The 26,769-nt window shown below is 52.4% G+C and carries 30 protein-coding genes; 15 read left to right on the plus strand and 15 right to left on the minus strand.

Features of this window, described 5'->3' with window-relative positions; genetic code table 11:
- The first annotated feature begins 137 nt into the window (after positions 1-137).
- Positions 138-1,994: a heavy metal translocating P-type ATPase gene (locus KNP64_RS06895; RefSeq protein WP_371815307.1), complete on the plus strand. Its 1,857-nt coding sequence runs from the start codon at positions 138-140 to the stop codon at positions 1,992-1,994.
- Positions 1,995-2,053: 59 nt separating this feature from the next.
- The gene (locus KNP64_RS06900; RefSeq protein WP_214787753.1) at positions 2,054-3,010 is read left to right on the plus strand and encodes a F510_1955 family glycosylhydrolase; all 957 of its coding nucleotides are present in this window, start codon (positions 2,054-2,056) and stop codon (positions 3,008-3,010) included.
- A 37-nt stretch (positions 3,011-3,047) separates the two neighbouring features.
- On the opposite strand, the gene KNP64_RS06905 is transcribed toward KNP64_RS06900, so the two are convergent.
- From KNP64_RS06905 to KNP64_RS06915, 3 genes are read right to left on the minus strand one after another with little or no spacing between them, the layout of a single operon-like run.
- Complete coding sequence (locus tag KNP64_RS06905) at positions 3,048-4,442, minus strand: sensor histidine kinase (RefSeq protein ID WP_214792254.1); 1,395 nt, start codon at positions 4,440-4,442, stop codon at positions 3,048-3,050.
- The gene (locus tag KNP64_RS06910; RefSeq protein WP_214792256.1) at positions 4,439-5,116 is read right to left on the minus strand and encodes a response regulator transcription factor; all 678 of its coding nucleotides are present in this window, start codon (positions 5,114-5,116) and stop codon (positions 4,439-4,441) included. The genes KNP64_RS06905 and KNP64_RS06910 overlap by 4 nt, the downstream gene beginning before the upstream one ends.
- A gap of 54 nt (positions 5,117-5,170) precedes the next feature.
- Complete coding sequence (locus tag KNP64_RS06915) at positions 5,171-6,619, minus strand: UDP-N-acetylmuramoyl-L-alanyl-D-glutamate--2,6-diaminopimelate ligase (protein ID WP_214792258.1); 1,449 nt, start codon at positions 6,617-6,619, stop codon at positions 5,171-5,173.
- Positions 6,620-6,794: 175 nt separating this feature from the next.
- Between KNP64_RS06915 and KNP64_RS06920 the strand changes: the two genes are divergently transcribed.
- A complete protein-coding gene (locus KNP64_RS06920; RefSeq protein WP_214792260.1) occupies positions 6,795-7,298 on the plus strand; it encodes a DUF305 domain-containing protein in 504 nt (167 codons plus the stop codon).
- Between the two features lie 13 nt (positions 7,299-7,311).
- On the opposite strand, the gene KNP64_RS06925 is transcribed toward KNP64_RS06920, so the two are convergent.
- The 6 genes from KNP64_RS06925 to KNP64_RS06950 form a co-directional block, all read right to left on the minus strand.
- Positions 7,312-7,515: a hypothetical protein gene (locus KNP64_RS06925; protein WP_214792262.1), complete on the minus strand. Its 204-nt coding sequence runs from the start codon at positions 7,513-7,515 to the stop codon at positions 7,312-7,314.
- A gap of 60 nt (positions 7,516-7,575) precedes the next feature.
- Positions 7,576-7,749, minus strand: coding sequence for a hypothetical protein (locus KNP64_RS06930; protein ID WP_214792264.1), 174 nt, complete (start codon positions 7,747-7,749; stop codon positions 7,576-7,578).
- Positions 7,750-7,839: 90 nt separating this feature from the next.
- Positions 7,840-8,757: a TerC family protein gene (locus KNP64_RS06935; protein WP_058764751.1), complete on the minus strand. Its 918-nt coding sequence runs from the start codon at positions 8,755-8,757 to the stop codon at positions 7,840-7,842.
- A gap of 130 nt (positions 8,758-8,887) precedes the next feature.
- Positions 8,888-9,511, minus strand: a complete 624-nt coding sequence (locus KNP64_RS06940) for a DedA family protein (protein WP_214792266.1) — start codon at positions 9,509-9,511, stop codon at positions 8,888-8,890.
- An 89-nt stretch (positions 9,512-9,600) separates the two neighbouring features.
- Positions 9,601-10,581, minus strand: coding sequence for an aldo/keto reductase (locus KNP64_RS06945; RefSeq protein ID WP_214792268.1), 981 nt, complete (start codon positions 10,579-10,581; stop codon positions 9,601-9,603).
- Between the two features lie 13 nt (positions 10,582-10,594).
- Positions 10,595-10,840: a hypothetical protein gene (locus tag KNP64_RS06950; RefSeq protein WP_214792270.1), complete on the minus strand. Its 246-nt coding sequence runs from the start codon at positions 10,838-10,840 to the stop codon at positions 10,595-10,597.
- A gap of 156 nt (positions 10,841-10,996) precedes the next feature.
- On the opposite strand from KNP64_RS06950, the gene KNP64_RS06955 reads away from it, so the two are divergent.
- Positions 10,997-11,869, plus strand: coding sequence for an AraC family transcriptional regulator (locus tag KNP64_RS06955; RefSeq protein ID WP_214792272.1), 873 nt, complete (start codon positions 10,997-10,999; stop codon positions 11,867-11,869).
- A 145-nt stretch (positions 11,870-12,014) separates the two neighbouring features.
- Entirely contained in the window at positions 12,015-12,851 is an 837-nt protein-coding gene (locus tag KNP64_RS06960; RefSeq protein ID WP_214792274.1) for a Cof-type HAD-IIB family hydrolase, read from the plus strand.
- 22 nt (positions 12,852-12,873) lie between these two features.
- On the opposite strand, the gene KNP64_RS06965 is transcribed toward KNP64_RS06960, so the two are convergent.
- A complete protein-coding gene (locus KNP64_RS06965; RefSeq protein ID WP_214792276.1) occupies positions 12,874-13,308 on the minus strand; it encodes an Rrf2 family transcriptional regulator in 435 nt (144 codons plus the stop codon).
- Positions 13,309-13,456: 148 nt separating this feature from the next.
- Between KNP64_RS06965 and KNP64_RS06970 the strand changes: the two genes are divergently transcribed.
- Positions 13,457-14,317, plus strand: a complete 861-nt coding sequence (locus KNP64_RS06970; RefSeq protein ID WP_214792278.1) for an SDR family oxidoreductase — start codon at positions 13,457-13,459, stop codon at positions 14,315-14,317.
- A gap of 154 nt (positions 14,318-14,471) precedes the next feature.
- On the plus strand, positions 14,472-14,648 hold the full coding sequence (locus KNP64_RS06975; RefSeq protein ID WP_214792280.1) for a hypothetical protein: 177 nt from the start codon (positions 14,472-14,474) through the stop codon (positions 14,646-14,648).
- Positions 14,649-14,685: 37 nt separating this feature from the next.
- Here the strand turns inward: KNP64_RS06975 and KNP64_RS06980 are convergent, their stop codons facing one another.
- Together KNP64_RS06980 and KNP64_RS06985 are read right to left on the minus strand one after the other, a co-directional pair.
- The gene (locus tag KNP64_RS06980; protein WP_214792282.1) at positions 14,686-16,212 is read right to left on the minus strand and encodes a methyl-accepting chemotaxis protein; all 1,527 of its coding nucleotides are present in this window, start codon (positions 16,210-16,212) and stop codon (positions 14,686-14,688) included.
- A gap of 114 nt (positions 16,213-16,326) precedes the next feature.
- Positions 16,327-16,974 (minus strand): TVP38/TMEM64 family protein, encoded by a 648-nt coding sequence (locus KNP64_RS06985; protein ID WP_214792285.1) that lies wholly within the window; start codon positions 16,972-16,974, stop codon positions 16,327-16,329.
- A gap of 205 nt (positions 16,975-17,179) precedes the next feature.
- Between KNP64_RS06985 and KNP64_RS06990 the strand changes: the two genes are divergently transcribed.
- The 4 genes from KNP64_RS06990 to KNP64_RS07005 all read left to right on the plus strand — a co-directional run bounded on the left by KNP64_RS06990 (position 17,180) and on the right by KNP64_RS07005 (position 22,056).
- Positions 17,180-18,889, plus strand: coding sequence for a methyl-accepting chemotaxis protein (locus KNP64_RS06990; protein ID WP_214792287.1), 1,710 nt, complete (start codon positions 17,180-17,182; stop codon positions 18,887-18,889).
- A 297-nt stretch (positions 18,890-19,186) separates the two neighbouring features.
- Positions 19,187-19,516, plus strand: a complete 330-nt coding sequence (locus tag KNP64_RS06995; protein ID WP_029594741.1) for a hypothetical protein — start codon at positions 19,187-19,189, stop codon at positions 19,514-19,516.
- 660 nt (positions 19,517-20,176) lie between these two features.
- On the plus strand, positions 20,177-21,397 hold the full coding sequence (locus KNP64_RS07000) for an ABC transporter permease (RefSeq protein WP_214792289.1): 1,221 nt from the start codon (positions 20,177-20,179) through the stop codon (positions 21,395-21,397).
- On the plus strand, positions 21,394-22,056 hold the full coding sequence (locus KNP64_RS07005; RefSeq protein WP_029594744.1) for an ABC transporter ATP-binding protein: 663 nt from the start codon (positions 21,394-21,396) through the stop codon (positions 22,054-22,056). Before KNP64_RS07000 ends, KNP64_RS07005 begins: the two co-directional genes overlap by 4 nt.
- A gap of 243 nt (positions 22,057-22,299) precedes the next feature.
- On the opposite strand, the gene KNP64_RS07010 is transcribed toward KNP64_RS07005, so the two are convergent.
- Together KNP64_RS07010 and KNP64_RS07015 are read right to left on the minus strand one after the other, a co-directional pair.
- A complete protein-coding gene (locus KNP64_RS07010) occupies positions 22,300-22,722 on the minus strand; it encodes a DUF1801 domain-containing protein (protein ID WP_214792291.1) in 423 nt (140 codons plus the stop codon).
- Entirely contained in the window at positions 22,722-23,078 is a 357-nt protein-coding gene (locus tag KNP64_RS07015; RefSeq protein ID WP_214792293.1) for a DUF2200 domain-containing protein, read from the minus strand. Before KNP64_RS07015 ends, KNP64_RS07010 begins: the two co-directional genes overlap by 1 nt.
- A 142-nt stretch (positions 23,079-23,220) precedes the next feature.
- On the opposite strand from KNP64_RS07015, the gene KNP64_RS07020 reads away from it, so the two are divergent.
- On the plus strand, positions 23,221-23,673 hold the full coding sequence (locus KNP64_RS07020; protein ID WP_214764317.1) for a MarR family winged helix-turn-helix transcriptional regulator: 453 nt from the start codon (positions 23,221-23,223) through the stop codon (positions 23,671-23,673).
- A gap of 8 nt (positions 23,674-23,681) precedes the next feature.
- The gene (gene paiA / locus KNP64_RS07025; protein ID WP_214792471.1) at positions 23,682-24,203 is read left to right on the plus strand and encodes a spermidine/spermine N(1)-acetyltransferase; all 522 of its coding nucleotides are present in this window, start codon (positions 23,682-23,684) and stop codon (positions 24,201-24,203) included.
- Here paiA and KNP64_RS07030 read toward each other — a convergent pair.
- Positions 24,178-24,864, minus strand: coding sequence for a haloacid dehalogenase type II (locus KNP64_RS07030; protein ID WP_214792295.1), 687 nt, complete (start codon positions 24,862-24,864; stop codon positions 24,178-24,180). The genes paiA and KNP64_RS07030 overlap by 26 nt on opposite strands.
- Positions 24,865-24,971: 107 nt before the next feature.
- Between KNP64_RS07030 and KNP64_RS07035 the strand changes: the two genes are divergently transcribed.
- On the plus strand, positions 24,972-25,565 hold the full coding sequence (locus KNP64_RS07035; RefSeq protein ID WP_214792297.1) for an FMN-binding negative transcriptional regulator: 594 nt from the start codon (positions 24,972-24,974) through the stop codon (positions 25,563-25,565).
- Positions 25,566-25,731: 166 nt separating this feature from the next.
- Positions 25,732-26,769, plus strand: coding sequence for an iron-siderophore ABC transporter substrate-binding protein (locus KNP64_RS07040; protein WP_214792299.1), 1,038 nt, complete (start codon positions 25,732-25,734; stop codon positions 26,767-26,769).

Genomic DNA, 26,769 nt, shown 5'->3' on the forward strand with positions numbered 1-26,769 from the left:
ACCACGCGTCATCTCATCATGAACACGGAGAAGCGCATGACTCGCACACCGGCGGACATGAAGGGATGATTGAAGAGTATAAACGTCGATTTTTCGTCTCGTTAGGACTGACGATTCCAATCCTCATCTTGTCGGACATGATTCAAGAGTGGGCCGGTTTCGAACTTACGTTTCCTTATGAAAAGCAGACGCTATTCGTGTTGGCGACGATCGTGTACGTCTATGGAGGGTGGCCGTTTTTGAAAGGGAGCATCGACGAATTGCGTCAACGAAACCCGGGGATGATGATGCTGATTGGACTGGCCATCAGCGTCGCGTACTTCTATAGTGTCGCCATCGTGTTCGGGTATGGGCATGGACATGACTTCTTTTGGGAGTTGGCGACGTTGATCGTGGTCATGTTGCTCGGGCATTGGATTGAGATGCGCTCCATCATGGGTGCCTCGAACGCGTTGCAACAGCTCGTTCGTCTATTACCGAGTGTGGCGCACCGCATCAACGGGAGTGATATCGAAGACGTTCCCGTCTCGGCGCTAGCAGCCGGAGATTTGATTCTCGTCAAACCGGGCGAGCAGATCCCTGTCGACGGGGAATTGCTGAAAGGGCGGACGACGGTCGATGAGTCGATGCTGACGGGTGAATCGATGCCTGTCGAGAAAGAAACGGGAGATGTCGTCATCGCCGGGTCAATCAACCAGGAGGGCAGTATGACGATCGCAACGACGAGCACGGGGGAGAGCACATACTTGTCGAAAGTCATCGACTTGGTCAAAGAAGCGCAGGAATCCAAATCGAAAACGCAAAATTTGGCCAATCGGGCCGCCAAGCTGTTGTTCTATATCGCCGTCGGGGCGGGTGTGCTGACGTTCGTCATTTGGCTCGCTCTCGGTTACCCGGTCAGTATGGCCATCGAGCGAATGGTCACCGTCATGGTCATCTCATGTCCGCATGCGCTCGGCCTTGCCTCTCCGCTCGTCGTGGCGGTCTCGACGGCTCTTTCGGCGAAACGCGGGCTGTTGATTCGGAACCGGACCCAGTTCGAAGAGGCGCGTCATCTCGATGCGGTCATTTTCGATAAGACGGGCACATTGACACAAGGTGACTTCGGGGTGACAGACATTGAGGCCATATCTTCGTATACGAACGACGACGTGTTGCGTCTAGCCGCCGCGGTCGAGACGGCATCGCAACATCCGCTCGCACGTGGCATTCTTCGTGAAGCGGAAGCACGCAAATTGACGTTGCCAGAAGTCGTCGATTTCGCCTCGATCACGGGTGTCGGACTGGAAGGTCGCGTGGACGGAGCACACGTCCAAGTGGTCAGTCCCCGCTATATTCGGGAGCACGAGCTCTCAATCGACGAAGCGGCGTTCAATCGGTTATCCGCAGCCGGCAAAACCGTCGTCTTCACGATTCGCGACGGGGACTTGGTCGGTATGATTGCTTTGGCGGACATGGTCCGCGATGAAGCGAAAGAGACGGTCCGTGCCTTGAAAGATCGGGGCGTCCGCTCGATTATGCTGACTGGGGACAACCGGAAAGTGGCCGATTGGGTCGCGTCGCAACTTCATATCAAGGAAGTTTACGCCGAAGTGCTACCAGACGATAAATCCCGGCAAGTGCAAACCGTCCAAGCCGACGGCAGCAAAGTGGCGATGGTTGGGGACGGCATCAATGATGCGCCGGCTTTGGCCCAAGCGGACGTCGGCATCGCCATCGGAAGCGGGACCGACGTCGCCGTCGAAACGGCCGATATCGTCCTCGTCCGGAGCAACCCGAAAGACGTGCTGTCGATTCTCGACTTGTCTCGCAACACGTACAACAAGATGATTCAGAATCTATGGTGGGCCGCCGGTTACAACATCGTTGCCATCCCGCTCGCGGCAGGTGTGTTGGCACCGATGGGCATCATCTTGTCTCCGGCCGTCGGTGCCGTGCTCATGAGCCTCAGTACGGTCATCGTCGCGCTCAATGCCCGGACGCTCAAACTTTAACAATTCTTTCATCTTTAGTCTCTATAATGAGTAGGATGCTAAAAATGGAGGGAACTAGAATGAAACGAAAGCTATTCGTACCGATGTTCGTGACGACCGTATTACTTGCCTCGTGCGGTGCGGATCCGACAGAGAATCAGACCACTGCACCGGTTGTTGAGAAAGAGAAATCGACAACCAAACAGACGACGGACCGCTGGGAAGCGACAGCAGCAGACACCGAAGTCTCGCATATCCATGGTGCCGGTTTTTGGCAAGACGGACGCCCGGTCATCGCGACGCATACGGGACTGATGGAATTCAGGGAAGACGGCTGGTACGAGTTGTCGTCGAACCGGCATGACTATATGGGCTTCGAGCTCGTCGTCGACGGCTTTTACGCGAGCGGTCACCCGGCGCTGGATTCGCCGTATAAGAATCCGCTCGGCGTCGTCCGTGGAACCGAGAAAGGCGAGACGCTCGAGATTCGTTCGCTAGAGGGCGAGGCCGATTTTCACTATATGAGCGTAGGCTATGAAACAGAAAGTATTTACGTCTATTTAGAACAAGCGACAAAAGAGCTCGCGCCAGGATTTTATCGTTCGCTCGACGGTGGTGTCTCGTTTGAGCCGATGAAGATGGACGGGATCGAAGGTCGTGGCATCGCCGGTATCACGGCCGATGCGAGCGAACCGAAACGCGTCTTCGTCTATGGCCCAGATGGCATCCTCGTTTCAGATGACGGGGGAGATACGTTCGAGCCGTTCGATGATCAAGGAAACATCGTCACGATGGCCGCGGCAAAAGGACAACTGGCGTATATCGCTAAAACAGGTACCTCGTTCGATCTTGTGGTCTCGGATTTGACCGACGAGACGGAGACGTCCATCGACTTGCCGTCGATGAACGGTGACAACGTCCCGATTGAACTCGTGATGGAAGCGGAACGATTGTTGCTGGCGACATCGGATAACAGTGTGTACGTCTTTGAAGACGAGGAATGGACGCAACTGTTGCAAGCAGGGAAAGTGAAATGAAAAAAATCCGGCGCCTGAGCTCAGGTGCCGGATTTTTTTAGTGGGGCGGAAGAGTGATGGTGAACATCGTCCCAGATGAATCAGAGGCGACGGTCAACGTACCGTCATGCAACCGGATGATTTGATGGGCGATGGCAAGCCCGAGTCCACTGCCACCCGTACGACGGGAACGTGATTTTTCGACCCGGTACAGGCGATCGAAGATGTGAGGCAGATCTTCTTGAGGGATACCTTTCCCATCGTCTTGAATCGTGAAGTGAAGTGCTTCATCCGTAAGTTGCATATCGAATCGGACGTGGCGTGCCTCGCTATGTTGAATCGCGTTGTGGGCGATGGAGCGGAACACTTGTAAGATGCGATGTCGATCTAACTGTAAGACGACGTCCTTGGAGGAGCAATCGGTGCTACTAGCAAACGCGATCGGTGTCACTCGGAACATCGTGGTGAGCACGCGTTGCAAATCGTCGCAGAGCGCATCGACGGCCACGGGTTCGCGATGCAACGTGAACGTGTTCTCGTCCAACTGGGCGAGCTGGAACGCGTTCTCGACGAGCTCGGTCAACGCTTGGCTCTCTTCGAGAATCGTCTGAATCGACTGTTCTTTTAACGACTCTGGCGTCTGCGGTTTGGATGCGATTTCGGCATATCCTTGCAGATACGTGAGCGGCGTTTTAATCTCGTGGGCGAGGTCCGACAAGAACTGATTTCGTTCTTTCCGGAGACGATCCAGTTCAAGCGACATCGCTTCAATTGAACGGGCCAACTCGCCGATCTCATCTTCTCGAGACGTCGGCAGGGTCAACGTTTCGGGATTCGTCAAGACATCCTCGGTCGCTCGGCGCAACAGCTGAATCGGGTTTGAAATCAACCGGCTCAGCAAGACGAACGTCATGATGGTGATGACGAGGGCGATGCCGGTGATATAAAGAAACCGGAGTTGGAGCCGATGGCTGATGCCATGAATGATCTCGGTCGGTAGAAACATATACACATACCCGTAACGGGTGTCATTTTCCATCGCATCAATCGGGGTCCGTACTGCGAGATACGGTTCGTTCTCCCAATCGTCTTCGAGGATGGTCGTCACATCGGCATCCCCTCGCTCTGCTTCCGTTTGGACGAGCACCGAGAGCGGGTCGGGGAAGCGGTTGGATGTTTGTAGAATCGAGTGGTCGGGAGCGGTGATGGCGACTTTCGTATCGGTCTCGCTCTCCATCGTCGCGACGTGACCAATCGTCTCTTCATCAAAACTCATCGCCAGTACGCTCGCATGGCTTTCCGCTCTCGATTCGAGCCGGTCGATTTCTTCGACAACACGTTCACCGAGGAGCGTATGGTAGAGCAATAAGAACAAGACACCTTCAATCAGCAATGTCGTCAACAAAAAAATCAGGCTGATTCGGAACGGGAGGCTGTTGCGTCGGAACGTCATGAGTCCGACCGCTCCTCGCTCCAGCGATACCCGCGTCCCCACACCGTCTTCAAATAGTCGTCAATTGGGAAGCCGGCCTCGCCGAGTTTGTCACGAATCATACGGATATGGGCGTCGACCGTGCGCGGGTCCGATTCGGACGAATAAGGCCATACCAGGTCATATAAATCCATCCGGTTGTACAACCGGTTCGGATGTTGCAGAAACAATTTTAAGATGGCCGTCGCTTTTGGCGTCATGACGACTTCTTGTTCTTGATACAGGATGCGTCCGCTCGCTTCTTCATAGCGCAATTGTCCATAATTCACATTCGTGACGCGGCTCCGTCGTAACACTGCGCGAATCCGGGCCAACAACACGTTGCCTTCGAACGGTTTCGTGACATAGTCGTCAGCCCCGGCGTCCAATCCGCGGATCGTCGTCTCGCTATCCGAGCGGGCCGTCAATAAGACGACAGGTAGTTCGGCGTCGAGTGCTTTGATTTGGCGACACAACGTGATCCCGTCGACACCGGGCATCATGATATCCAACATGACCAAGTCCGGACGTTCAGATAGCAGCTCCATGGCTTCTCGTCCGTCCGCGGCCTCGATGCAAGTGTAGCCGTCCCCTTCGAGGAATAAGCGGAGGAGCCGTCTCATTTTTACTTCGTCATCGACAATCAAGATGTTCATCTGTTGTCCTCCTTTTGTTTTCGTCCATCGTTCCTACCACTTTCGAGAGTCGTGCTACGTTCTCCTTGTAAAGAACTGTCGGACAAGCTCCGATTCATCGAACGGCACGAGGAGGTCTTCGATGCGCTCGACGTGGTCATGTCCTTTCCCGAACAGGACCCCACAGTCATAGTCTACCATCCGCTCACAGAAGAAACGGATGGCTTCTTCGCGCTTGTCGAAATGGGCGAGTTCGGCAGACTGTCCATCCGCTAAATCGTCGAGGATTTGCTGGGGATCTTCATGGCGCGGGTCATGGACGGTCAAGATGAAGTCGGCGCCTGAAACAGCGACCACGTCGGTCATCATCCGACGTTTCATCCGGTCTCGCTCACCGGCGGCGCTGAGTAACACGAGCACACGAGAATGACGGGCCGTTAGCGATGTCACGACTTTTTCAATGGCATCCGGAGTATGTCCGTAGTCGATATAGACGGGTGTCGTGATGCCCGACACTTTCTCGAGTCGCCCGCTCGGCAAGGTTAAGTTCGAGAGGTGAGGGACAATCTCTTTTAAAGAGACACCCGTTTGAAGGACGATACTGATCGCACATAACGTGTTGTCGAGGTTATAGTCTTCTAGGAACGGGGGCGCAGACAACGCCGTCTCTCCGTCCATACGAACGATAAAACGGTCAGCTTCCGTCTGACCGGTTAAATCGGCTACTGACGAATGACGGCTGAACCTGAACCGCCTCGCGTGAGGTGGTGCGACGGACCGCATGAGCTCATGATACGGGTCGTCACCATTGACGATGCCGCAACCCACATCCGATAATTGCGCGAACAATTGGGCTTTCGTGTACGCATACGTCTCCATCGTGCCGTGGTAATCCAAATGGTCGTGCGACAGATTGAGAAACGAGGTCGTCTCGAATGACAAGTTCGCGATACGTCTCTCCGCGATGGATTGGGAAGATACCTCGATCAGACAATCCGTCACGCCGGCCTCGATCATGGTGTGGAGGTGGCGGTGGATGGTTAGCGAATCGGGTGTCGTGTTCGGTGTCTCGAACGTCTGACCGGAATAGGTGATACCGAGTGTGCCAATCAAGCCGGCGGATATGCCGAGTTGGTCGAACAGTTGATGTGCCAGGACGGTCGTCGTCGTTTTTCCGTTCGTCCCGGTGACGCCATGAAGACGGAGTCGCGTCGATGGATGGTCATAGAACGCACTGGCGAGTTCAGCTAATGCATGTTTCGTATCTTTACAGTAGATGACAGGCACCCGGGCCTCGATCGGACGTTCGGCGATGATGGCGACGGCCCCGTTGTGGATTGCCTCGTTCACGTAGTCATGACCGTCACGTCGATACCCTGATATACAGACGAATAAAAAATTTTGTTTAATTTCTTTGGAGGAGAAGGAAATGCCTTCAATCATCGTTTCGGCAGGATTGTCTAAATACGTCCATGTCACAAGCTGTTTCAGCTCTGTCAACAGGTCTTGCAGGTTTTTTAACACGTCTTGATGTCTCCTTTGTCGGCAAAGTCCATTTTGACAGTATAGCCCCTGTTTGTGAAAAAGAAGTGAAATGGTAGGAACGCTCGCTCGACTAGATGAATCATGGGGTTTTAACGAAAAAAGAATAGGCAAAGGAATACGTAGAAGCAAATAAATAGAAAGGCAGGAGAGAACAATGAAACCTTATGCGAAATTCGGAGTGATGATTCTTGTGTCGACGTTCCTCATGTACTGGCTCATGTATTTGAACGTGTTCCAACTCGACCACATCTTCTTCAGTCAGACGCGTCTGTACATGGCGCTCATCATGGGCTCGGTCATGGCGTTCGTCATGTTGCTGTTCATGTGGGGCATGTACAAGAACAAGAAGCTGAACGCCATCATCTTGGGCGTGAGCGCGCTCGTCTTCGGCTTGTCGTTATGGCTCGTCCGGAGCCAGACGACGGTCGATGACGTCAGTTGGATGCGAGCGATGATCCCGCACCACTCCATCGCCATTTTGACGAGCGAACGGGCGGAAATCGAAGACCCGCGCGTGAAACAGTTGTCAGAAGAGATCATCAAAGCGCAAGAACGAGAAATCGCCGAGATGAAGCGATTGATCGAAGAGCTAGAACAAGAAGAAGAGGAAGCGAAAGCGGCAGAAGAAGCCGAACAACAAACAACAGCGGCCGAATGATCGGCCGCTGTTGTCATGTGTCGGTAGCGAGTTGTTCCTCAATCAAGTCGACGGCAATCGTCAACGCCTGAATGCGACGTTTGGCGAGTATCAGTTGGGACTTGTAACGGGCGGGTTCGTTTTTCGCTTCGAGCGTCGTCACCGTCTCGTTCAGTTTATGGAGAATCGAATCGATTTGACGTTTCGCTTCCGTCAGTTCTGTCGTTGAATAATCCATGTGACCTCCTAAATGATTTTTCCCCAGTATACATAAGAAAACCGAGGCGTGTGCCCCGGTTTAGCGTGTCTGCGGTATACATTTTCTAGTACGGCGGTTTGTCGAGCGCGGTGCGATGAGGAAGAAGATTCCTAACATCACGCCGACTCCAAGTCCCCAAAGACTGTTGAACAAAAGCATCAACACGATCCCGAAGACGAGTCCAATACTCACATCACCCATACGGTCAAGCATTTGTAACCACCTTTTCTGTGTTTGCTAGACTAAAGGTTTACCCACAATTGAGAAGTGAACCACCTGGGAGGCTAGCACGTCTCCCTTTTGTTATACGTGATTTTTCTGACCAGGTTTCGTTTTATAGAAACTATAGACGACACTGATCAAGATGACGAGGACGATTGCGCCAAGTGACATCCAAATCGGCATTTTGTAGACGTCGCCCAATACCATCTTCGCTCCGATGAAGACGAGCATGAAGCTGAGCCCGTGCTTCAAGTAGTAGAAGCGGTCAATCAAGTTGGCGAGGACGAAGTAGAGGCTACGGAGTCCAAGAATCGCCATGATGTTCGCGTAGAAGATGATATACGGGTCACGCGAGTAGGCGAAGCTGGCCGCGACCGAGTCGACGGCGAAGACGATATCCGACAGCTCGATGAAGATGAGCGCGATGAACAGCGGTGTGAAGAACAGTTTGCCGTTGATGCGTTTCGTGAACTTACCAGACGAGATGTCTTGCGTGATGGGCAAGCGGCGTTCGAGCCAACGAATCGTCTTGTTCTCCTCGAGCGACTCGTCCTTACCGATGTTCTTGAACATCATCCATCCTGTATAGATGAGGAAGGCACCGAACACGTAATAGACCCAACCGAAGTTCTCTAAGAGCGAGACGCCAGCCACGATAAAGACGGCCCGGAAGAAGATTGCCCCGAGAATGCCCCAGAACAACACCTTGTGCTGATACTTGAGCGGAATCGCGAAGTAGGCGAATACGAGCGAGAAGACGAACACGTTATCGATGGCGAGTGCCTTCTCGATGAAGTAGACGCTCGCATATTCCGTCGCGACCGTGCTGCCTTGCGAGTAGAACAACCAACCGCCGAACGCGATGGCGATTCCGATCCAGACGAACGTCCATGTCCATGCCTCGCGGAGCGAGACTTCGTGTGCCTTGCGGTGGAACACCCCGAGGTCAAGTGCGAGCATGAAGATGACGAGTGCCAAAAAGGCGATGAGTAATGTCAACAATAATTCCTCCTTTTTAAGTTCGTGTGAACTCTATATGTTTAATTTAAGGTCATAAGAACTTAAAGTCAAGAGGGTAAACTGCGATTCCACAAAAAAACACTCCGAATCGATTTCGGAGTGTGCAAACTTAACGCTGTTCAGAGTGACGTGACCAGATGACCCGGACGATGAAAGCGCCTAGTCCGAGAAGGATGACGGCGAGGACGCCATACATGACATGCGAATACGTCTCGATATGGCCGAGCCACACTTGCCAATTCTCCCCGACGTACACGCCGACAAAGATGAGCACCGTGTTCCAAATGAGCGTCCCGAGTGTCGTCAGCATCAAAAATTTGACGAACGGCATGTTCGACATGCCGGCCGGAATCGAGATGAGGCTGCGGACGACGGGGACGAATCGACCGAAAAAGACGAGTTTCGGTCCAAAGCGGTCGAACCAGCGATCGGCCATGCGGACGTCATCCACTTTCAAATAGAGACGTTTGCCGTAACGTGCGACCCATGACTCGAGACGCTCCTTGTCGAAAAATAATCCGACGCTATACAAAACGATAGCTCCGATGACCGCACCGACCGTCGCGGCGAGAATCATCCAGACGGGTGTAAGCGTGGTCGTCGTCGTGAAGAAGCCGCCGAATATTAAAATGAGCTCGGACGGGATAGGTGGGAAGACGTTCTCGATAAAGATGAGGAAGAGGACGCCCCAATAACCGAACTGCTCAATCATTTGTTGAATCCATTGTTCCATGAATCGGTTCTCCTTGCGTATATGACATCTCTGTCTACTTTACCCGACGGCAAGGAGCACGCCCATACGACTTGAGGTTGAATTTTGACTCAAATCGCACCGACGACCGCGTGTGGGATGTACGGTTCTTCGAGCGAAGCGATCTCGTCCGCTGTCAGCGTGACGGTCAACGCAAGGGCGGCCTCGTCCAAATGACGTGCTTTCGTGGCGCCAATGATTGGAGACGTGACCGTGTCTTTTTGAAGGAGCCAGGCGAGGGCGACTTGGGTACGAGTGATCCCCCGCGTCTCAGCGATGGCGGCGACCCGCTCGATGATGAGCCGATCGGCGTCCATCGTCGCGTCATACTTCGAACGTTGAATCACGTCCGTCTCGGAGCGGTGGGTCACGGTCGATAGGTCGCGGGTCAAGCGCCCCGAGGCGAGCGGACTGTACGGTGTGACCCCAATTTTCTCTTCCCGACAAAGCGGCAACATTTCACGCTCTTCTTCCCGATAAATCAAGTTCAAATGGTTCTGCATCGACACGAACCGGGTCCAGTTGTTCCGTTCCGCCACGTGGAGCGCTTTTTGGAACTGCCAGGCGTACATCGCCGATGCACCGATGTAGCGGGCCTTCCCGGATTTGACGACGTCATGGAGCGCCTCCATCGTCTCTTCGATCGGTGTGTCATAGTCCCAGCGGTGGATGATATACAGATCGACGTAATCGGTGCCGAGCCGCTTCAAGCTATGGTCGATTTCCGACAGAATCGCCTTCCTCGATAAGCCGCCACCGTTCGGACCGTCGTGCATTCGACCGTGAACTTTTGTTGCGAGTACGATCTCGTCCCGGTTCGCATAATCCCGAAGCGCACGTCCGACGTATTCCTCGCTCGTGCCTTTCGAGTAGATGTTCGCCGTGTCAAAAAAGTTGATACCGAGGTCGAGTGCTTGTTTGATGATCGGACGGGTCGCCGCCTCATCGAGTACCCAGTCGTGAATCCATCGGTTCGCGTCGCCAAAGCCCATACAGCCGAGACAGAGCCTTGAGACGTCGAGTCCCGTATTGCCAAGTTTTACGTATTCCACGAAAATGCCTCCTTCAAAGTTGATACGTGGAGAGGAACCGTTCGAACTCATCCACGGTGCTGTCGTCGTTGACGGTCAATCGTAATTCGGTATGGGTGCCGATTGGAAGCGCTAGCGCCTCGACAAGTGCCTCGGGCGTCGGTTCGAGTTGGAATGAATCGAGCCGAACCGCCACGTTATGGGCAAGCGCGTAATGCGCACAGCGGGTGAGAAATGTCGCGAAGCCGCGTTCGACCGTCACGTGATACGTCTTTTCCATGTCGATTCCCCTCCTTTGCCACCAGTATGACGCGAGATGTGGGGCGAGTGTTAGCGCGTTCATGTCGTGTTTTTGCCTAATCCTCTCAACAGGTTGGACAGGCCTCGTCCAAGAAAACGATCTACCGTATACTGAAGGGGAGAAAACTGAGGGAGGATGGACGACATCGAGACACGACTGCAACTGATTGACGTCATCACACGACACATACCGGGGGACGGGGTGCATCCGACGATCGTCCCGGCGATGACGTTCATCCATGAATCGATGGTGACCGAGCCGATCACTCGCGTCAATGAACCGTCATTTTGCCTAATCCTGCAGGGTGGGAAAGAGATGTTGTTCGGTGACGAACGGCTCGTCTACGAAGGCGGGCATTACCTCGTCGCTTCGGTCGACTTGCCTGTGACGGGACAAGTGACGAAAGCGAGCGCTGACGTCCCATACGTGGCGCTGAAACTTGAGTTGACGATTGACGACTTGATCGATGCCGTCGGGCACGTCGAGCTGACCGAACCGCGTGACGTGAGGCGGGGCATGTATATCGCCGATGCCGACGAGGCGTTGTTCGATGTCGCGCTCCGCCTCGTCGACACACCGGATCATGTGGCACTCGCACCGCTCTATAAGCGCGAACTCCTGTATTGGGTGGCGCAAGGGTCGAACGGGGAGATGCTGCGGCAGTTGGCGTTCGAGGGGAGTCAGGCGTTCCGGATCAAGCGCGTCATCGACCACATCATCGCGAACTTCAACGAGACGATTCGGAGTGAAGAGTTGGCCCGCGTCGCCAATATGAGCGTCTCAACGCTCCACCGTCATTTCAAGGAAGTCACGGCGATGAGCCCGCTCCAGTTCCAAAAGCAGTTACGGCTCCAAGAGGCGAGACGGTTGTTACTCATGCAGGCGACGGACGTGGGCGAGGCGGCGTTCCAGGTCGGCTACGAGAGTCAATCGCAGTTCAGCCGCGAGTATGCCCGGTTGTTCGGGCTGTCGCCACGGGCCGACGTGCGGCAACAACGACAGCTTTGACAAAGGAAATGTGCGAGCGGTATGCTTGAGGGGAAAACGACATACATCAGGATTGTTACTGGATGACCAGGCAAAACCTAAACTGGGCGCACATGTTGCGTCTAGTTTAGGTTTTTCTTGTGTTCAGGACAAAAAGGAGGACATTATGCAACACATCATCTTTCTAGACGTCGACGGCACGCTCGTCGATGACCACGGCAACATCCCGGAATCGGCCAAAGAGGCCGTCCGGAAGGCGCGACAGAACGGCCATCTCGTCTTCTTGTCGACCGGGCGCTCGAAGGCCGAGCTGTTCTCGGATATTCTCGACGTCGGCTTTGACGGCATCATCGGGGCAGCCGGGGGCTACATCGAGCTCGAGGAGGAAGTGCTGTACCATCAACAAGTCTCCGTCGATGATTTGAGTCATCTCATCTCGTTCTTCACCGAACACGGCATCGACTTCTATCTCGAGTCGAACGACGGCCTGTTCGCCGGCGGCAACGCCAAGGCACGGGTGGCGACGATGATCGACGAGTTGATGGCGAACAATCCGGAAGCGAGCGCGACGATTGAACGCGGCTTGAAGCCGTTTCATGACGCAATGATGGAAGGGGTCGACCTCGTCCGTCCCGACGTGAACAAAATCTCGTTCCTCGGCTCGTCTGTCCCGCTCGACGTCATCCAACAAGAGTTCGCATCCCGCTTCACCGTCATCCCGAGCACGGTCGCCGTATTCGGGGCCAACAGTGGGGAGCTGTCCATCCCGGGCGTCAATAAAGCGACGGCGATTGCGACGTTGCTCGAACATCTAGGGTTGGAGCGAGCGCAGACGTTCGCCTACGGGGACGGGTTGAACGACATCGAGATGCTCGAATACGTCGAGGTCGGTGTCGCCATGGGCAACGCCAAACCCGAGGTCAAGCGTGTCGCGGACGACGTGACGGATGCGTGTGATCAAGACGGGCTCGCGAATAGCTTCAAAAAATATCGACTCATCTGAAAAAAAGCCAAGCAACCTCTCTTCAGGTTGCTTGGCTTTTCGTTGCGACATCGTTCACGACATCGGAGAGGGTCACATGCTTCAATACCGATTCCATCGCCGATTGGGCGTGGATAAAGATCGGCTCGATCGTCGCTTGGATATGTTGGCCGACGGGGCACGCCGGGTTCGGGTTGTCATGGATACTGAACAGCTCGTTCTCCTCGACGACACTGACGGCGCGATAGACATCATAGAGCGAAATCTCGGTCAAGTCTTTCGTCAGTTTGGCTCCGGCGACGCCAGGCTTCACTTCAATCAAGTCGGCCTTCTTCAACATGGCCATGATTTTTCGGATTAGGGCCGGGTTCGTGTTGACACTGCCGGCCAAAAAGTCAGACGAGGTGACGCCGTCCTGATTGACCTCGATCAACGTCAAGATATGAATGCCGACCGCGAAACGGCTACTGATGGACATAGGCTACCACCTTTCTGCACAAGTCATGTAAGTGAATTGGTTACATCTTCAGTATAACAGGGAACAAACAATTGACAAACGAAGATGCTGTAACTATGATGGTTACATGTAACTGATTTAATTACAGGTTAAAAGGAGGAAATGATTCATGAAATACTTAGTCACAGGTGCGACCGGAAAACTCGGTTCGAAAATTGTTGATGTGTTGCTCAAGTCGGTACCCGCAAGTGAACTCGCGGTCAGCGTCCGCAATCCGGAGAAAGCGGAAGCACTGAAAGCGAAAGGGGTCGATGTGCGACATGGGGACTTCGACAAGCCCGAGACGCTCGATGAAGCGTTCAAAGGTGTCGAACGATTGCTCATCATCTCGGCGGACGGCGACAACGACACGCGCATCCGTCAACATGCGAACGCCGTCGAGGCGGCCGAACGCGCAGGCGTATCGTTCATCGCCTATACGAGTCTCGCCGACGCGACAGAGAGCCAAAACCTCATGGCACCGCCACATGTCGAGACGGAAGGCGCAATCGAACGGACGGGCATCCCGCATGCGTTTTTGCGCAACAACTGGTACTTAGAAAACGAACTCGGCAGCATCCAAGGCGTGCTTGCCGGTGCACCTTGGGTGACGGCTGCCCGTGATGGGAAGGTTGGTTGGGCGTTGCAAGACGATTACGCTGAAGCGGCAGCGAACGTGCTCCTCGCGGATGACTTCGAACAGAACATCTTCGAGTTGTCCGGCCCGCTCCATACGCAAGCCGAACTCGTCGAGGCGCTCAGTGAAGTGCTCGGGCGCGAAGTGATGCTTCAAGAAGTGAGTACCGACGCGTACGCTGACGTCATGCGCGGCGCAGGGGTGCCGGAAGGGGCAATCCCGATCGTTGTCGGCATTCAAGACAGCATCCGCAACGGATCACTCGAAGTTGAGTCGAACGATTTCGAGCTATTGCTCGGTCGTCCGGTGACGCCGCTCAAAGAGGCGCTTCAAAAGCTCGTATCGACGTTATAAACGATCGTGACGTCACGTTTTCGAACATCGAGAACGTGACGTTTTTTGATGAATATTAGTGATTTGTCTTCACATATTTGTGCACACGTCATCCCCATCCGGTATACTAACAATAAATGGATAATCATAGACGTACATAGGAAGAATCGATTACATGAAAAACGTGATGTTCTTAATCGGCGTTGTCTTAGGATTAGGATTATTGTTCGGGCTGAGATATGAATTCAATGTCATCGGGGATATGGGCTTTAGAATCGTGGCCATCCTCATGCTCGTATCGGTACTCATCATTCGGTCGACTGCAAAAATTTCATTCTTCAGCCATTCATAAAACAGACCGCGAGTTTCCACATTCGCGGTCTGTTTTTTTAGTTCGCTCGGGCTTCGAGCTGACCGGTCACGTCTTCTAACGTGCTCGCGGTCGAGGCGAGGCGGTCCGACATGTGGCTCAACTCTTTTTGGATGGCGACTTGTTCCTCGGTCGCGGCGGCGACGTGCTGAATCTGTTGCTGCAGTTCGCTCGCCGCTCGTTTCGTCGTCGCGAGGCGCGTTTCGAGCGTCTCCATCTGCGACGTCACGCGTTGACGTGTCTCTTGAATCGAACTGATTTGACCATCGATCTCGGAAACATCCTCGGTCAAGCGGTGGAAGACCGCTGTCACGTCGGCCGAGACGGTTTGGCAGTTCTCGGTCGCACGTTTGAACAACTGTGCCGAATCGCGGACGACGATCGTGTCATCCATCAGCCCGCCGAGGACGCGTGTCATCTCGGCTGCATAGTCACGTGACTGGACGGCGAGTTTGCCGACCTCAGAAGCGACGACGGCGAAACCGCGCCCGGCATCACCGGCCCGTGCGGCTTCAATCGAGGCGTTCAAGGCAAGCATGTTCGTTTGGTCGCTGATTGTCTCGACGTGTTGCAGGATGGCTTGAATCTCGGTTGATCGATTCGACATCGTCGCAACGACACGTTCGAGCCGCTCCGACTCACTGATGATCTCACCGACTTTCGTCTCCATCCGTTGCATGTCACTGTTCCCAGCGATGGCATCGGACGCGATGCGTGACGAGGCGGCAGCCGTCTGGGCCATCCGTTCTTGGATGAGAGCGGTGAGGGAGCGAATCGATTGAATCTCATCGGCCCCATGGTTCATCGACGTTTCTTGCTCGGTCGCGTGGGCGACAATCGGATCGACGGTGACGGCGATTTGTTCACCGGACTCGAGCGACTGGTTGGCCGCCGTCTCGAGCTCGGTCGCATGGTTTTTGAGTGTCATCACGAGTTGACTCGCATCGTTGACGGCTTGCTTCAGCAAACGGCGAGTCTCGTCTTCCTGTGCTTTGACACGCGACGACTCAAGGTTACGGAAATGAATCTGCGCGATGAGCACGGCACTCAGTAAGATGAGATAGACCGCATGGACGAGCAACAAGCTGAACGGATAGTCGGCCGTCCCACAGATGATTTCGGGGACGAAGAAATAGCCGGCCAGATGCTGCACGGCGAAGATAACGGTACTGTAGACGATTAAGTCGATACGACGCATAAACGACAGAATCGCCAAGACGACGAAAATCGAGAAGTGATACTCGACGAGCCCTTGCCCGCCGGCGACGGTCGAGATGCTCGAAAACGTGAGCGTGAGCATCATCAAGTGCGGGAACAGTTGTGGTTTCACACGTTGGCTGACGACCATGGCGATCAATAGCACGATTGGAACGGCGAACACGACCCATGTCGTGATGGGATATGCGTAACCGACGGCGCCGTTTCGGAGCACGGTATACGTATAGGCGAAATCCGTGAAGCGATGGAGCAGATGGACGGTGACAGACGTCAAGACGATGACGAACGTGGTGATCAGCATCAAGTGATTGCGTTTCGTAGAACTCATATAGATTCCTCCTGGTGATGGGTCAATATAGCTACTAGAGTATCGTCCGATTGACCCGAATGTTTATCGTTTTTACACGCCGAAGCAAAAAAAAAGAGAAGCGATTGCGCTTCTCTAGTCTGACGTGAGCCCGAGCCACCGTTTGACGGGTTCTCGGAAATAGTAAGTGACACCGATCAACGTGACGAAGACGAGGGCGGCGATGACGACCAAGGTGATGCTTCCCGAGGCGAGACTCGCACCGAGAAAACTGTAGGCGAGTGTCCCTGGAATCATGCCGAGCACGGTCGCAAGGAGAAACGACTTGAATTTGACTTTGGCAATGCCGCCGGCGTAACTGAGTAAATCGAAGCTGACGAGCGGGATGAGCCGCAAGACGAACACGTATAGGAAGCCACGTTGCTCCATCTGCGTGAACAGCTTCTCCGACCACGGATAGCTCTCGACCTTGAGTACGGAACGGCCGAACAGTCGGGCCATGACGTACCCGGTCACGGCCGCCGCCGTCGCCCCGAACAAGATATAGAGGACGCCGGGCCACACCCCGAAGGCGAGACCGGCCCCAAGTGACAGTACGGATGTCGGCAAGAAGATGATGGGGCCGACCGCATAGATGAGGAAAAAGACGACCGGACCCCACCAGCCGAATGACAGGACGATGTCGCGGACGCCGGATGGACGGAGTTCATAGTGGAAATGAGTAATATAGAAGATGCTCCCGAAAACAATGAGCATGAGACTAAGTTTAAGCCAGCGGGGCACGGCGGACACCTCCTTTCTATTGATTCTTTTGTTTATCGTATCGCATTCCGTCTTCGAATGAAGGTGAGCCAGCCTACAAATGCGTCGGCAATGTGCGATTATGGTCAACAGTATGGCTAAAAATGGAAATTTAGGTCAACGCATGTGTAAAGTTACTTCATTTCAAGCCTCTTTCCTACGATAAATCAGGTAGGGAGGGATCACGATGAAAAATTTGAAGATGTCCAAAAAGTTAATGGTACTGATTAGCGTATTTATCGGGACGCTCGTTCTCGTCGCCACACTCAGCCATGTCTTCATGGGACGCATGGCCGATGCGGGTGAATCGATTTATGAGGACCGGTTGTTGCCGATTCGCGCGCTCGGTCAAATCCGGACGGACAACCGTGCGCTTGACGGTTATTTGCTCGAAATGATGCTGACGGATGAAACGAATCGAATCGAAGAATTACAAGGCAGTGTCACTGAGCGTCGCGACAGCATCGGGAAGAACCTGGCTTTGTTCAACGAGACGTTCGCTTCAACCGACGCCGAGATGCAAGGACTCGTCGATGACTTGAACAGCCAAATCGAAGACTATTTGAAAGGGACAGAACTCGTGCTTCAGCCGGCCGCGCGCGCCGAGAACGCTGCGGCATACCGTGTCTATTTAAGTGACTTGCGACCGATTCGACAAAAGCTCGTCGAGACAGCCACGACGCTCATGGATGGGATCAACCAAGAGGCCGAGACGGCAAGCAAAACGATGCAGAACGATCGAACCGAATCCGTTACGTGGTTCTGGGTGCTCGTCGCCATTGGGGCATTCGTCTCGATTGGGCTCGGCGTCTACATCACGCGCCTCATCGTCCGTCCAATTCGAGAATTGAATGGACTCATGAGCCGTGCCGGGGCCGGTGATTTGAGAGTCGACAGTACGTACACCTCGCGCGACGAGATTGGTTCTCTCGCTAACTCGTTCAACGAGATGAAAGACAGCTTGCGTGACTTGATTGGAAACGTCACGACGACAGCGGGACGCGTCGCGACGTCATCAGATGATTTGAAATCGAACGTCGAAGAGACGACAAAAGCGACTGAGATGGTCGCAGTGACGATGGAGGAGATCGCCTCCGGTTCGGTCCGTCAATTGACGCGTGTGAAGGAATCGAGCAACACGCTCACTGAACTGACGAACGGGATTCATCACGTCTCAGACAGTGCCCAGCATATGACTGAACTGTCGGACGGGGCACTTCAAAAAGTCGGCACCGGCAACGAGTTGATTATGACGCTCGAGTCCCAGCTTGAGGCGATGAACGAAAAAGTGAAGGCGTTGCAGACGGTCATCGGTCAACTCGATGTTCGTTCGCAAGAAATCGGCAGTATCACCGGTACGATTTCTGGCATCGCCGAACAGACGAACTTGCTCGCCTTGAACGCGGCCATCGAAGCAGCCCGGGCCGGCGACCACGGACGCGGTTTCGCCGTCGTGGCCTCAGAAGTCCGGAAACTCGCCGAAGAGTCGGCCAGCGCGACGAAACGGATCTCCGGATTGATTGGGGATACGCAGACGGAGACGAAACAAGCCGTCCAGACGATGCATGTCGTCGAGAGCGAGATGGGCCACAGCGTCACGAACGTCCAACAGGCTGGGCTAGCGTTCGAGGACATCAAGCGGGCGATTGAAGAGGTCGGTCAAAAAGTCGAGGAAGTGTCAGGCGCTGTCCAAGAGATGGCAGCCGGGGCGACCGAGATTTTACAATCGGTGAACGAGATTCAAGGAATTACGGAGACGACGGCGACCGACACAGAGAACACGTCGGCGGCGACGGAAGAACAGATGGCGTCGATGGAAGAGATCACGGCATCGGCCCAAGAGCTGTCGAACATGGCAGACGAGATGCGCCAAATGACAAAACGATTCCACGTATGACGGACAGGCAGGTCGCCCATCGACCTGCCTGCTTTTTTAGATTGAACTCTGTTTTATAGAATCGTAGCAACTTAGGGACCCTAGGCGTTAGTCACATTAATCTATCAGGCGAGGGTCATTGAGTGGATGAATTTACCATAGGTAGTTCGTCATAATCGACTGAATACTTTTTATGTAAAATGAATCAAATTGTAATAATCTGTTATCGAATTGTTGAATTTAATGTGAACTATGCTAGATTTTATGTGTATCAACTCTTTGAATTTCAAAAATTTAACAAGAAAGAAGGAATGTGTGATGAACAAGAAGACAAAACGATTTGCGAGTTCAGCTTTAGTGGTCGGCGCGCTTTTAGTAGGCGCAGGGTCTGCCTCGGCAGCGACGTTCGGTACGGCATCTAGTGGGGCGTCTACAGAAGAATCATTCCAGATCAAGTACAATGGTGCTGCTTGGAACTACAGTAATTCAAAATACAAATCTACTTCGTTCAAATATACGCGCGACGGTAGAACGTTGTTAAGCAAAGTAGCCTACAGCACAAAAGTGACAGGCTCTGTTTGGGACGATTTGAGATGGGGAGACAAGTACACAACGAAGTTCAGCTGGGCTCGAGGCGCACTGAAATAAGTCTTCTGGTGAAGGTAGAGGGTGTGAATCAGACCCTATAGGTATGTTCCTACAGGGTCTGAATTCATGTCTACATGATGTGATGGATTTCTATGTTTAATGGAGTGGCAGCTTACTTTTTTAACTCATAAATTATAACTTACTGTTTTTTTTAGTTAGGTAGTTGGCATTTATTCATACGTGTTACCATAAATTTATAAATGCCATCTGTAAGGAGTAGGTCATGAAATATTCTTTATTTAGATTTAATGATGTGTTTGAAGCTTCTGCCATCTATCTCTTTTGTTTTGTCTCAAATTTGATATTGATGTATGTGCAGACTGTAGATTTAGAAGGTTCGTTTATCTTAATGTCATTCATTGAGAGCATTGTTGACTATCAATTGATCATCAGCATTCTTCTCACGTTTATTATGATGATCTTCCATTATCAATTTTTAAATCGGAGAAAAACAGAGATTTCTTGCCGCATCCTTGTCGGAGACACGAAACAAAAAGTGATTCGTCGCTACATGTTAAATAGTCTAGCGATCCTGGGGTTCAGTTTTTTATTATCCCTTTCATTGAACTTTTACTTAGATTTGAATGTAACCAGCAACCTTTATCTCGTCTTGCTGTTTATCGTATATATATTAATTAGTGCAGGTCAGGTGAAAAGAGAATGAGAATTTTACACTTTTTTATAACAAGAATATTTTTGAAGCGATGGATCCTTGTTCTGGGAATGATCTTATTACTTTTCCTAGCGAATTACCTCTCTTTTAGTGCCACGCGTTCCATTATTTCGACTGCTCAAGGCTATCAAGAAATTGAAACGTTCAATCGAGAAGGGAATTATATCGCCAATTTAAATCCAGAGAGTGAAGCCGATTTTGATCGAATCGACATCAAGGAAACGCGAAAGCTTTATGAGTATTTAAATAACAATCATACATATGCCTTACAAGCTGACGGCTTTACGACCTCTTTAGAGAATGAACATGATATGGAAGTGTCGTTTAATTACATCAATGAAGAGGCGTACCAACTCAATCAATTCAAGTTGGCGCAAGGCGATCAGTTGAACTTTGATTATCAATTTAAACAAGATGACATCCCGGTTCTGATAGGTGGAGGTCTGGCTTCAACGTATCCGGTAGGATCGAAAATCGAAATCACGGATCCGGTCACCCAACAAGCGGTCGATTTGAAAGTGCAAGGGGTCTTGGAGAAAAATACGCACCGCTCGAACTTTTATGCACCGAATTCAAAGAACTACTACAACTTTTCAGTCATCGTCCCCGTCAACGAGCCATTTATTCAAAACGCGGGTCTTGACCTCCACTTGAACGGTTTGATGGACATCGTACTGCTTGATTCGACGAAAGAAGAAGCAACGAAGTTGAATGAACAGATTCAGAACAATCTAGGGTTGGACTTTAACTTTTTTAGCCAACAAGAAAATTTTAAGTACTTTGAAGATTATTATGTAAGCTCTTTGAAGATGATTAGTGCGATTACGCTCGTGTTACTCGTTGTCATTGTGTGTCTGGCGACTTGGAATACATTAATCAGTGTTCGACTCATGATTAAAGATTTTACGGTCAATTTATTAGTGGGATTAAGTTATTCCAAACTGAGAACCATTTTTTACAGCTACTTTGCGATTTTGTTCTCGATCAACCTCGTCATCTTATTCGCAATCACTGCGTTCAATCGATACGGTTTTTGGATGAGAAAAGATTCGATTTTTGCCACGTATGGGGTGTTTGGCTTAATCAGTATGGATTGGATCGCCTTCTTAGGCGTTCTATTGATTGACGTGATTATCGGGGTGATGATTGTGGAACTGGCGCTCAAAAAAATCAAGGGTATTCCAATCTCGGTGGGGGTTTTGCAATGAGTAGCATCATCAAGTTAGAAATTCAGAAAAAAGCGTTCGATAAGAAAGGATTTTCCATCCTGCATGATTTTGAATTAGAGGTTCAACCGGGGGAAAAGCTCTCGATTATAGGGGAGTCTGGCGTCGGGAAGACCTCGTTGCTCAATATAATCGGGTTGCTGGATACACGCTACCAAGGGAGCTATGAGCTATTTGATTCATCTGTTCAAGGGCTGTCACGGGATACATTAGCGAAATGGCGCAATCAAAAGATTGGATTCGTGCTTCAGGAATCGGCACTCATTGATTCGCTGACCATCGAGGACAATATTAAGTTACCGCTTATGTATGCCAATCTTGAAAAAGACCCACGCGCCCAGGAACACTTCAAGCGGATTGTGAGTAAGATTGGAATCGAGTCCATTTTGAAGAAGAAACCGTTGGAATGTTCGGGCGGACAACGGTCGCGAGCTGTTTTTGCGAGGGCTGTCATTATGAATCCCCAAATCATTTTATCCGATGAACCGACTGCGTCACTAGACCCGGAAAACAAAGAGCGCATCATCGATTTATTGTTTGAGATGAATCGCGAGTTCAATACGACAGTGATTACCGTGACACATGATTTGGACGTGGCCAATCGTCACGAGCGAATCATTAAGCTGAAAAGGAGCGAATAAAATGGGATTCATCGCAATGGTCTTGTCCTTCCTATTCGGTATCTTCTTTACCGTGATTGGTGTGGTTCGTAGAAAACAAAACATGTTTTACAAATTGTTGATTGTCTTAGGGGTAGCTCTCCTAGTTGTAGCAGTATATCTGGCAAGGCCGCAATGAGGACGGACTCAATCCGTTTCCGACTATGGGAAAGCGGGGAAAATAAGGAATGCCAAACAGGCAGGTCGACAATCGACCTGCCTGTTTTAACGTGACTCGTACGCAGCAATCCATTGCTCCGGTGTCATCTTCGAGGCGAGTTCACCCATCAACTCATATGGGATATGCTTCACGTTTTTGAAGCGGATACAGCTCTTGCCCATGTCGAGCTTCGTCGGCACTTGGGCGGCGTATGACTCCTCGAACCAGCGGAGCAGTTCCGGGTCGCTATAGACGCCCATATGATACACGGCGACATGGTTCTTCTGGGCGATGACGCTCAAGAACGGGAGCGGGGTGCCCGGCGTGACGTGATACCCGGACGGATACGCCGATAGCGGGACGACATAATGGATGCCGTTCCCGTCGGTCGTCTTCTCGAACCCGGCCGGTAAGTTCGCATCGATGACGTCAATTAAACGGATGAAAGCGTCGAGCCGCTTGTCGTCGACGAGTGTCGTATAGTCCATTACTGTTCGCCTCCTCGTAAAATCTTCGCCATCGCCTTGCCTTTGGCCAGTTCATCGACGAGTTTGTCCAAATAGCGAATCTCGCGCATGAGCGGCTCCTCGACATTCTCGACGCGGACGCCGCAGACGACGCCTTTGATGAGGGCGCGGTCTTCGTTCATCTTGGGCGCAGCGGTGAAGAATGTGTCAAAGTCGACCTCGGCAGCGAGTTGGCGCTCGAGTCCAGACTCGTCATAACCGGTCAACCAGCGAATAATCGTATCGACTTCGTCTTTCGTCCGGCCTTTCCGTTCGGCTTTCGCGACGTAAAGCGGATAGACGCTCGCAAAGCTCGTCGTGTAAATACGGTGTGCCATGAGATCCCCTCGTTTCGTGGAATGATACCTCCATTTTCTCACATAATCAAAGTTCATATCCAAAATACTTTTTGTTGCAAATGCAACTAAATGGATTATACTAAACGTAACATATTGTAAATACAACAATCAGGAGGATTGTATGAGAGACCAGTTGCGTGAAATCGGGATGATTGCCCGCGCCCTCGATTCGATCAGCAATATCGAGTTCAAAGAGCTCGAGCTGACGAAAGGGCAATATCTGTATTTGGTCCGGATTTGTGAGGAGCCGGGCATCATTCAAGAGAAGCTCGCCGAACTCATCAAAGTCGACCGGACGACGGCGGCGCGGGCGATTCAAAAGTTGGAGACGAACGGGTTGATCATCAAGCAGGACGACCCGCACAACAAGAAAATCAAACGGCTCGTCCCGACCGAACAGGGGCAGGCGCTTTACCCGGTCATCATCCGCGAGCACGAACATTCGACGGACGTCGCGCTCGCCGGGCTGAGTGACCAGGAAGCCGAGCAGCTGCTTCGGCTGTTGAAGCGGGTCCGCCACAATATCGAAGGGGACTGGGATGCCGTGAAAAAAGGGAAGAAACGAGACTACTAGGGGGAACAATCATGATCACCATCAAAGCTTGTACAATCGAAGACGTTGACGCACTTCGCACCATCAGCATCGAGACGTTCACGGAGACGTTCGAAGCCGAGAATGACCCGGCGCATCTGGCCGCGTATCTCGAGCGGGCGTACAACATGGCGCAACTTAAAAAAGAGCTTTCGAATCCGGACTCGAGGTTCTTCTTCGCCATACTCGACGGGGAAGTGGCCGGCTACTTAAAAGTGAACGCCAACAACGCCCAGACCGAGGCCATGGGCGAAGAGGCGTTCGAACTCGAACGGATTTATGTGCGACGGAAGTTCCAAGGAAGTGGCGTCGGGAAGGCGTTGTATGACCAGGCCATCACGTGTGCGGGTGAGCTGAACAAACGTGAGATTTGGCTTGGTGTGTGGGAACATAACCATAAGGCACTCGCCTTCTATCGAAAGCACGGCTTCGTCCAGACCGGGGCGCACACGTTTTATATGGGCGACGACGCCCAAGTCGATTTGATTATGGCCAAGCCGCTTCGTCCGTGACCCATTCCAGTATCCCGGACAAGTCCTCATAGACGGCGTCAGGGACCAGGTCAAGCATATCGACCGGTTTGCCGTCGCGGTTGATCCAAGCCGTATGGAACCCGAAGTTCTTCGCACCGGCGATGTCCCATCCGTTCGAGGACAGGAACAGCACCTCGTCCCGCTTCAACCCGCTGTTCTTGAACCAATGCATGTAGGCGGCCGGTGACGGCTTGGCTTGTTTGATACCGTCGATGCTGACGAGCTCGTCGAACAGGTCGGTGAACCCGGCGTTGTGGATGAGCGCCTCGAGCATCGCGTCCGTCCCGTTCGAGAGAACGATAGTCTGTTTATGATGCAGCTGGTGCAAGACATCCGCGACCTCTTCATATGGTGACAGGTCGGCGTACGTGGCAATCAACGCATCCTCCGTCTCGGTCGTCCACGTCACTTCGGCCGCCGACAATGCATACCGGAGCGCGTCGCGCGTGACGACAGAGAAGTCCTCATAACGCCCCATGATGTGGCGGGTAAAGAAGTAGTCGAGCTGTTTCGTCCGCCACGCCTGGCTGATTTGGTCACCTTTTCCGGGGAACTGTTCGTCACACGCCGTCTTGACGGAATGGACGTCGAACAAGGTCCCATATACATCGAACACGAATGCTTTAATCGTCGGTTTCATAGAGATCCCTCCTTAGTTGAATCGCGTCATCTACTCTTTACCCTAGTTGGCATGAATTATACGGGAGGGCCAGTCAGTTGATGAACGAACTAGACAGGAGGAATACGATGTACGTCCCAAAACTTTACGCCGTGAACGATCCGAGAGAAGTGCACGATTTCTTGAAGGCGCATCCGTTCGGCACCGTCGTCACGTATGATGGCCAAAAACCGATCGCGACGCACGTGCCACTCAGTTTCCATGAGGAAGAGGGCCACGTCTGGTTCACGACACACATCGCCAAAAACAATCCACAGTGGCAAACGATTGAAGACCAGACCGTCCTCTTGATCGTCCAAGGCCCGGACGCCTATGTGTCGGCGTCGTGGTACGGGCATGAGGACGTCTCGACATGGAACTATCAGGCGGTGCATGCCTACGGACAGGCGACGATTATGAACGAGACACAACTTGAGGAAGATCTGGCCGGACTGCTTCAAGACCATGAAGGGGACCGTGAGCACGCCGTCGTCTGGGAGGAATTGTCCGAGCCGGTGCAGCGACAGAAATATGGCGTCGTCGGGTTCCGCATCGACATCGAAGAGATGCAGGCCGCGTTCAAGCTGAGTCAGAATCGAAACGAGACGGACTATACACGCATCGTCTCCGAGCTCGAGCAAGCAGGGTGTCCAATGGCGGATGTGATGCGGCGCAACCGTTGAAGCCTGTGTCTCTCATCGAATGAGAGACGCGGGCTGTTTCTATTTTTCCTCGAATATCTTGAAGTTCAGATTGACAGCGCTCCCGGATTCATCCTATACTCATAAATGATAATGATTATCAATGTCGGCGTAAAACGTTGTCATACAGAAAAAAGGGGACTAGGACATGAACAGCTACAAGAAAATGCTACATATGTTCATCATCATGTCTGCTTTCGTGCTCGTGCTCGCAGGATGCGGCTCGAACAACGAAGATGCAGCCACGACAGATGAATCTGCCGAAACGGCAGAAGGCTATCCAATCACAATCAAACACGCGTTAGGCGAGACGGTCATCGACAAGAAGCCAAAACGTGTCGCAACGGTCGGTTGGTCGAACCAAGACGTGGCGCTCGCGCTTGACGTCGTACCAGTCGGTTTCTCGGCTGCGAACTACGGTGTCCAAGACGGCAGCGGCATGTTGCCGTGGACGGCTGACAAGTTGAAAGACCTCGGTGAAGAAAACCCGAACATCTACCAAGATACGGACGGTCTCGACTTCGAAGCGATCGCCGACTCACAGCCGGACGTCATTCTCGCTGCCTACTCAGGCATCACGCAAGAAGATTACGACACGTTGACAGAGATTGCACCGGTCGTCGCATACCAAGAGACGCCTTGGGTGTCATCATGGCAGGACACGGTTCGTTTCGACTCAATGGCCATAGGCATGGAAGAAGAAGGCAAACAGTTGATTGAAGATACAGAGAAGCTCATTGCCGACAAGGCAGCTGAAGTACCGGAGATGAAAGGGAAGAAAGCGGCATTCGTCGCGCTCAGCCCGGACGACCTGTCGAAGTTCTACATCTACACGACGGGTGACCCACGCGGTGCCTTCATCGAAGAGCTCGGCATGGAGTACCCTGAGAACATCACGAGCCAAATCAAAGATGAGAACAGCTTCTACCTCGAGCTCAGCTCAGAGAACGCTGACATCTTGAACGACGTCGACATCTTCGTCGCCTACGGGAACGAAGAGACGTTGAAAGCACTTCAAGCTGACCCGCTCTACAGCAAAGTGCCGGCCATCAAACGCGGTTCGGTCGTCATGATCGAAGACAACACGCCGCTCGCGGCTGCTGGGACACCATCACCACTCTCGATCGAATACACGATTGACGACTACGTGAAACTCGTGTCAGAAGCACTCGCGAAAGTCGAGTAA

Source organism: Exiguobacterium sp. s64, assembly GCF_018618035.1.
GTDB classification, from domain to species: Bacteria; Bacillota; Bacilli; order Exiguobacteriales; family Exiguobacteriaceae; genus Exiguobacterium; species Exiguobacterium mexicanum_A.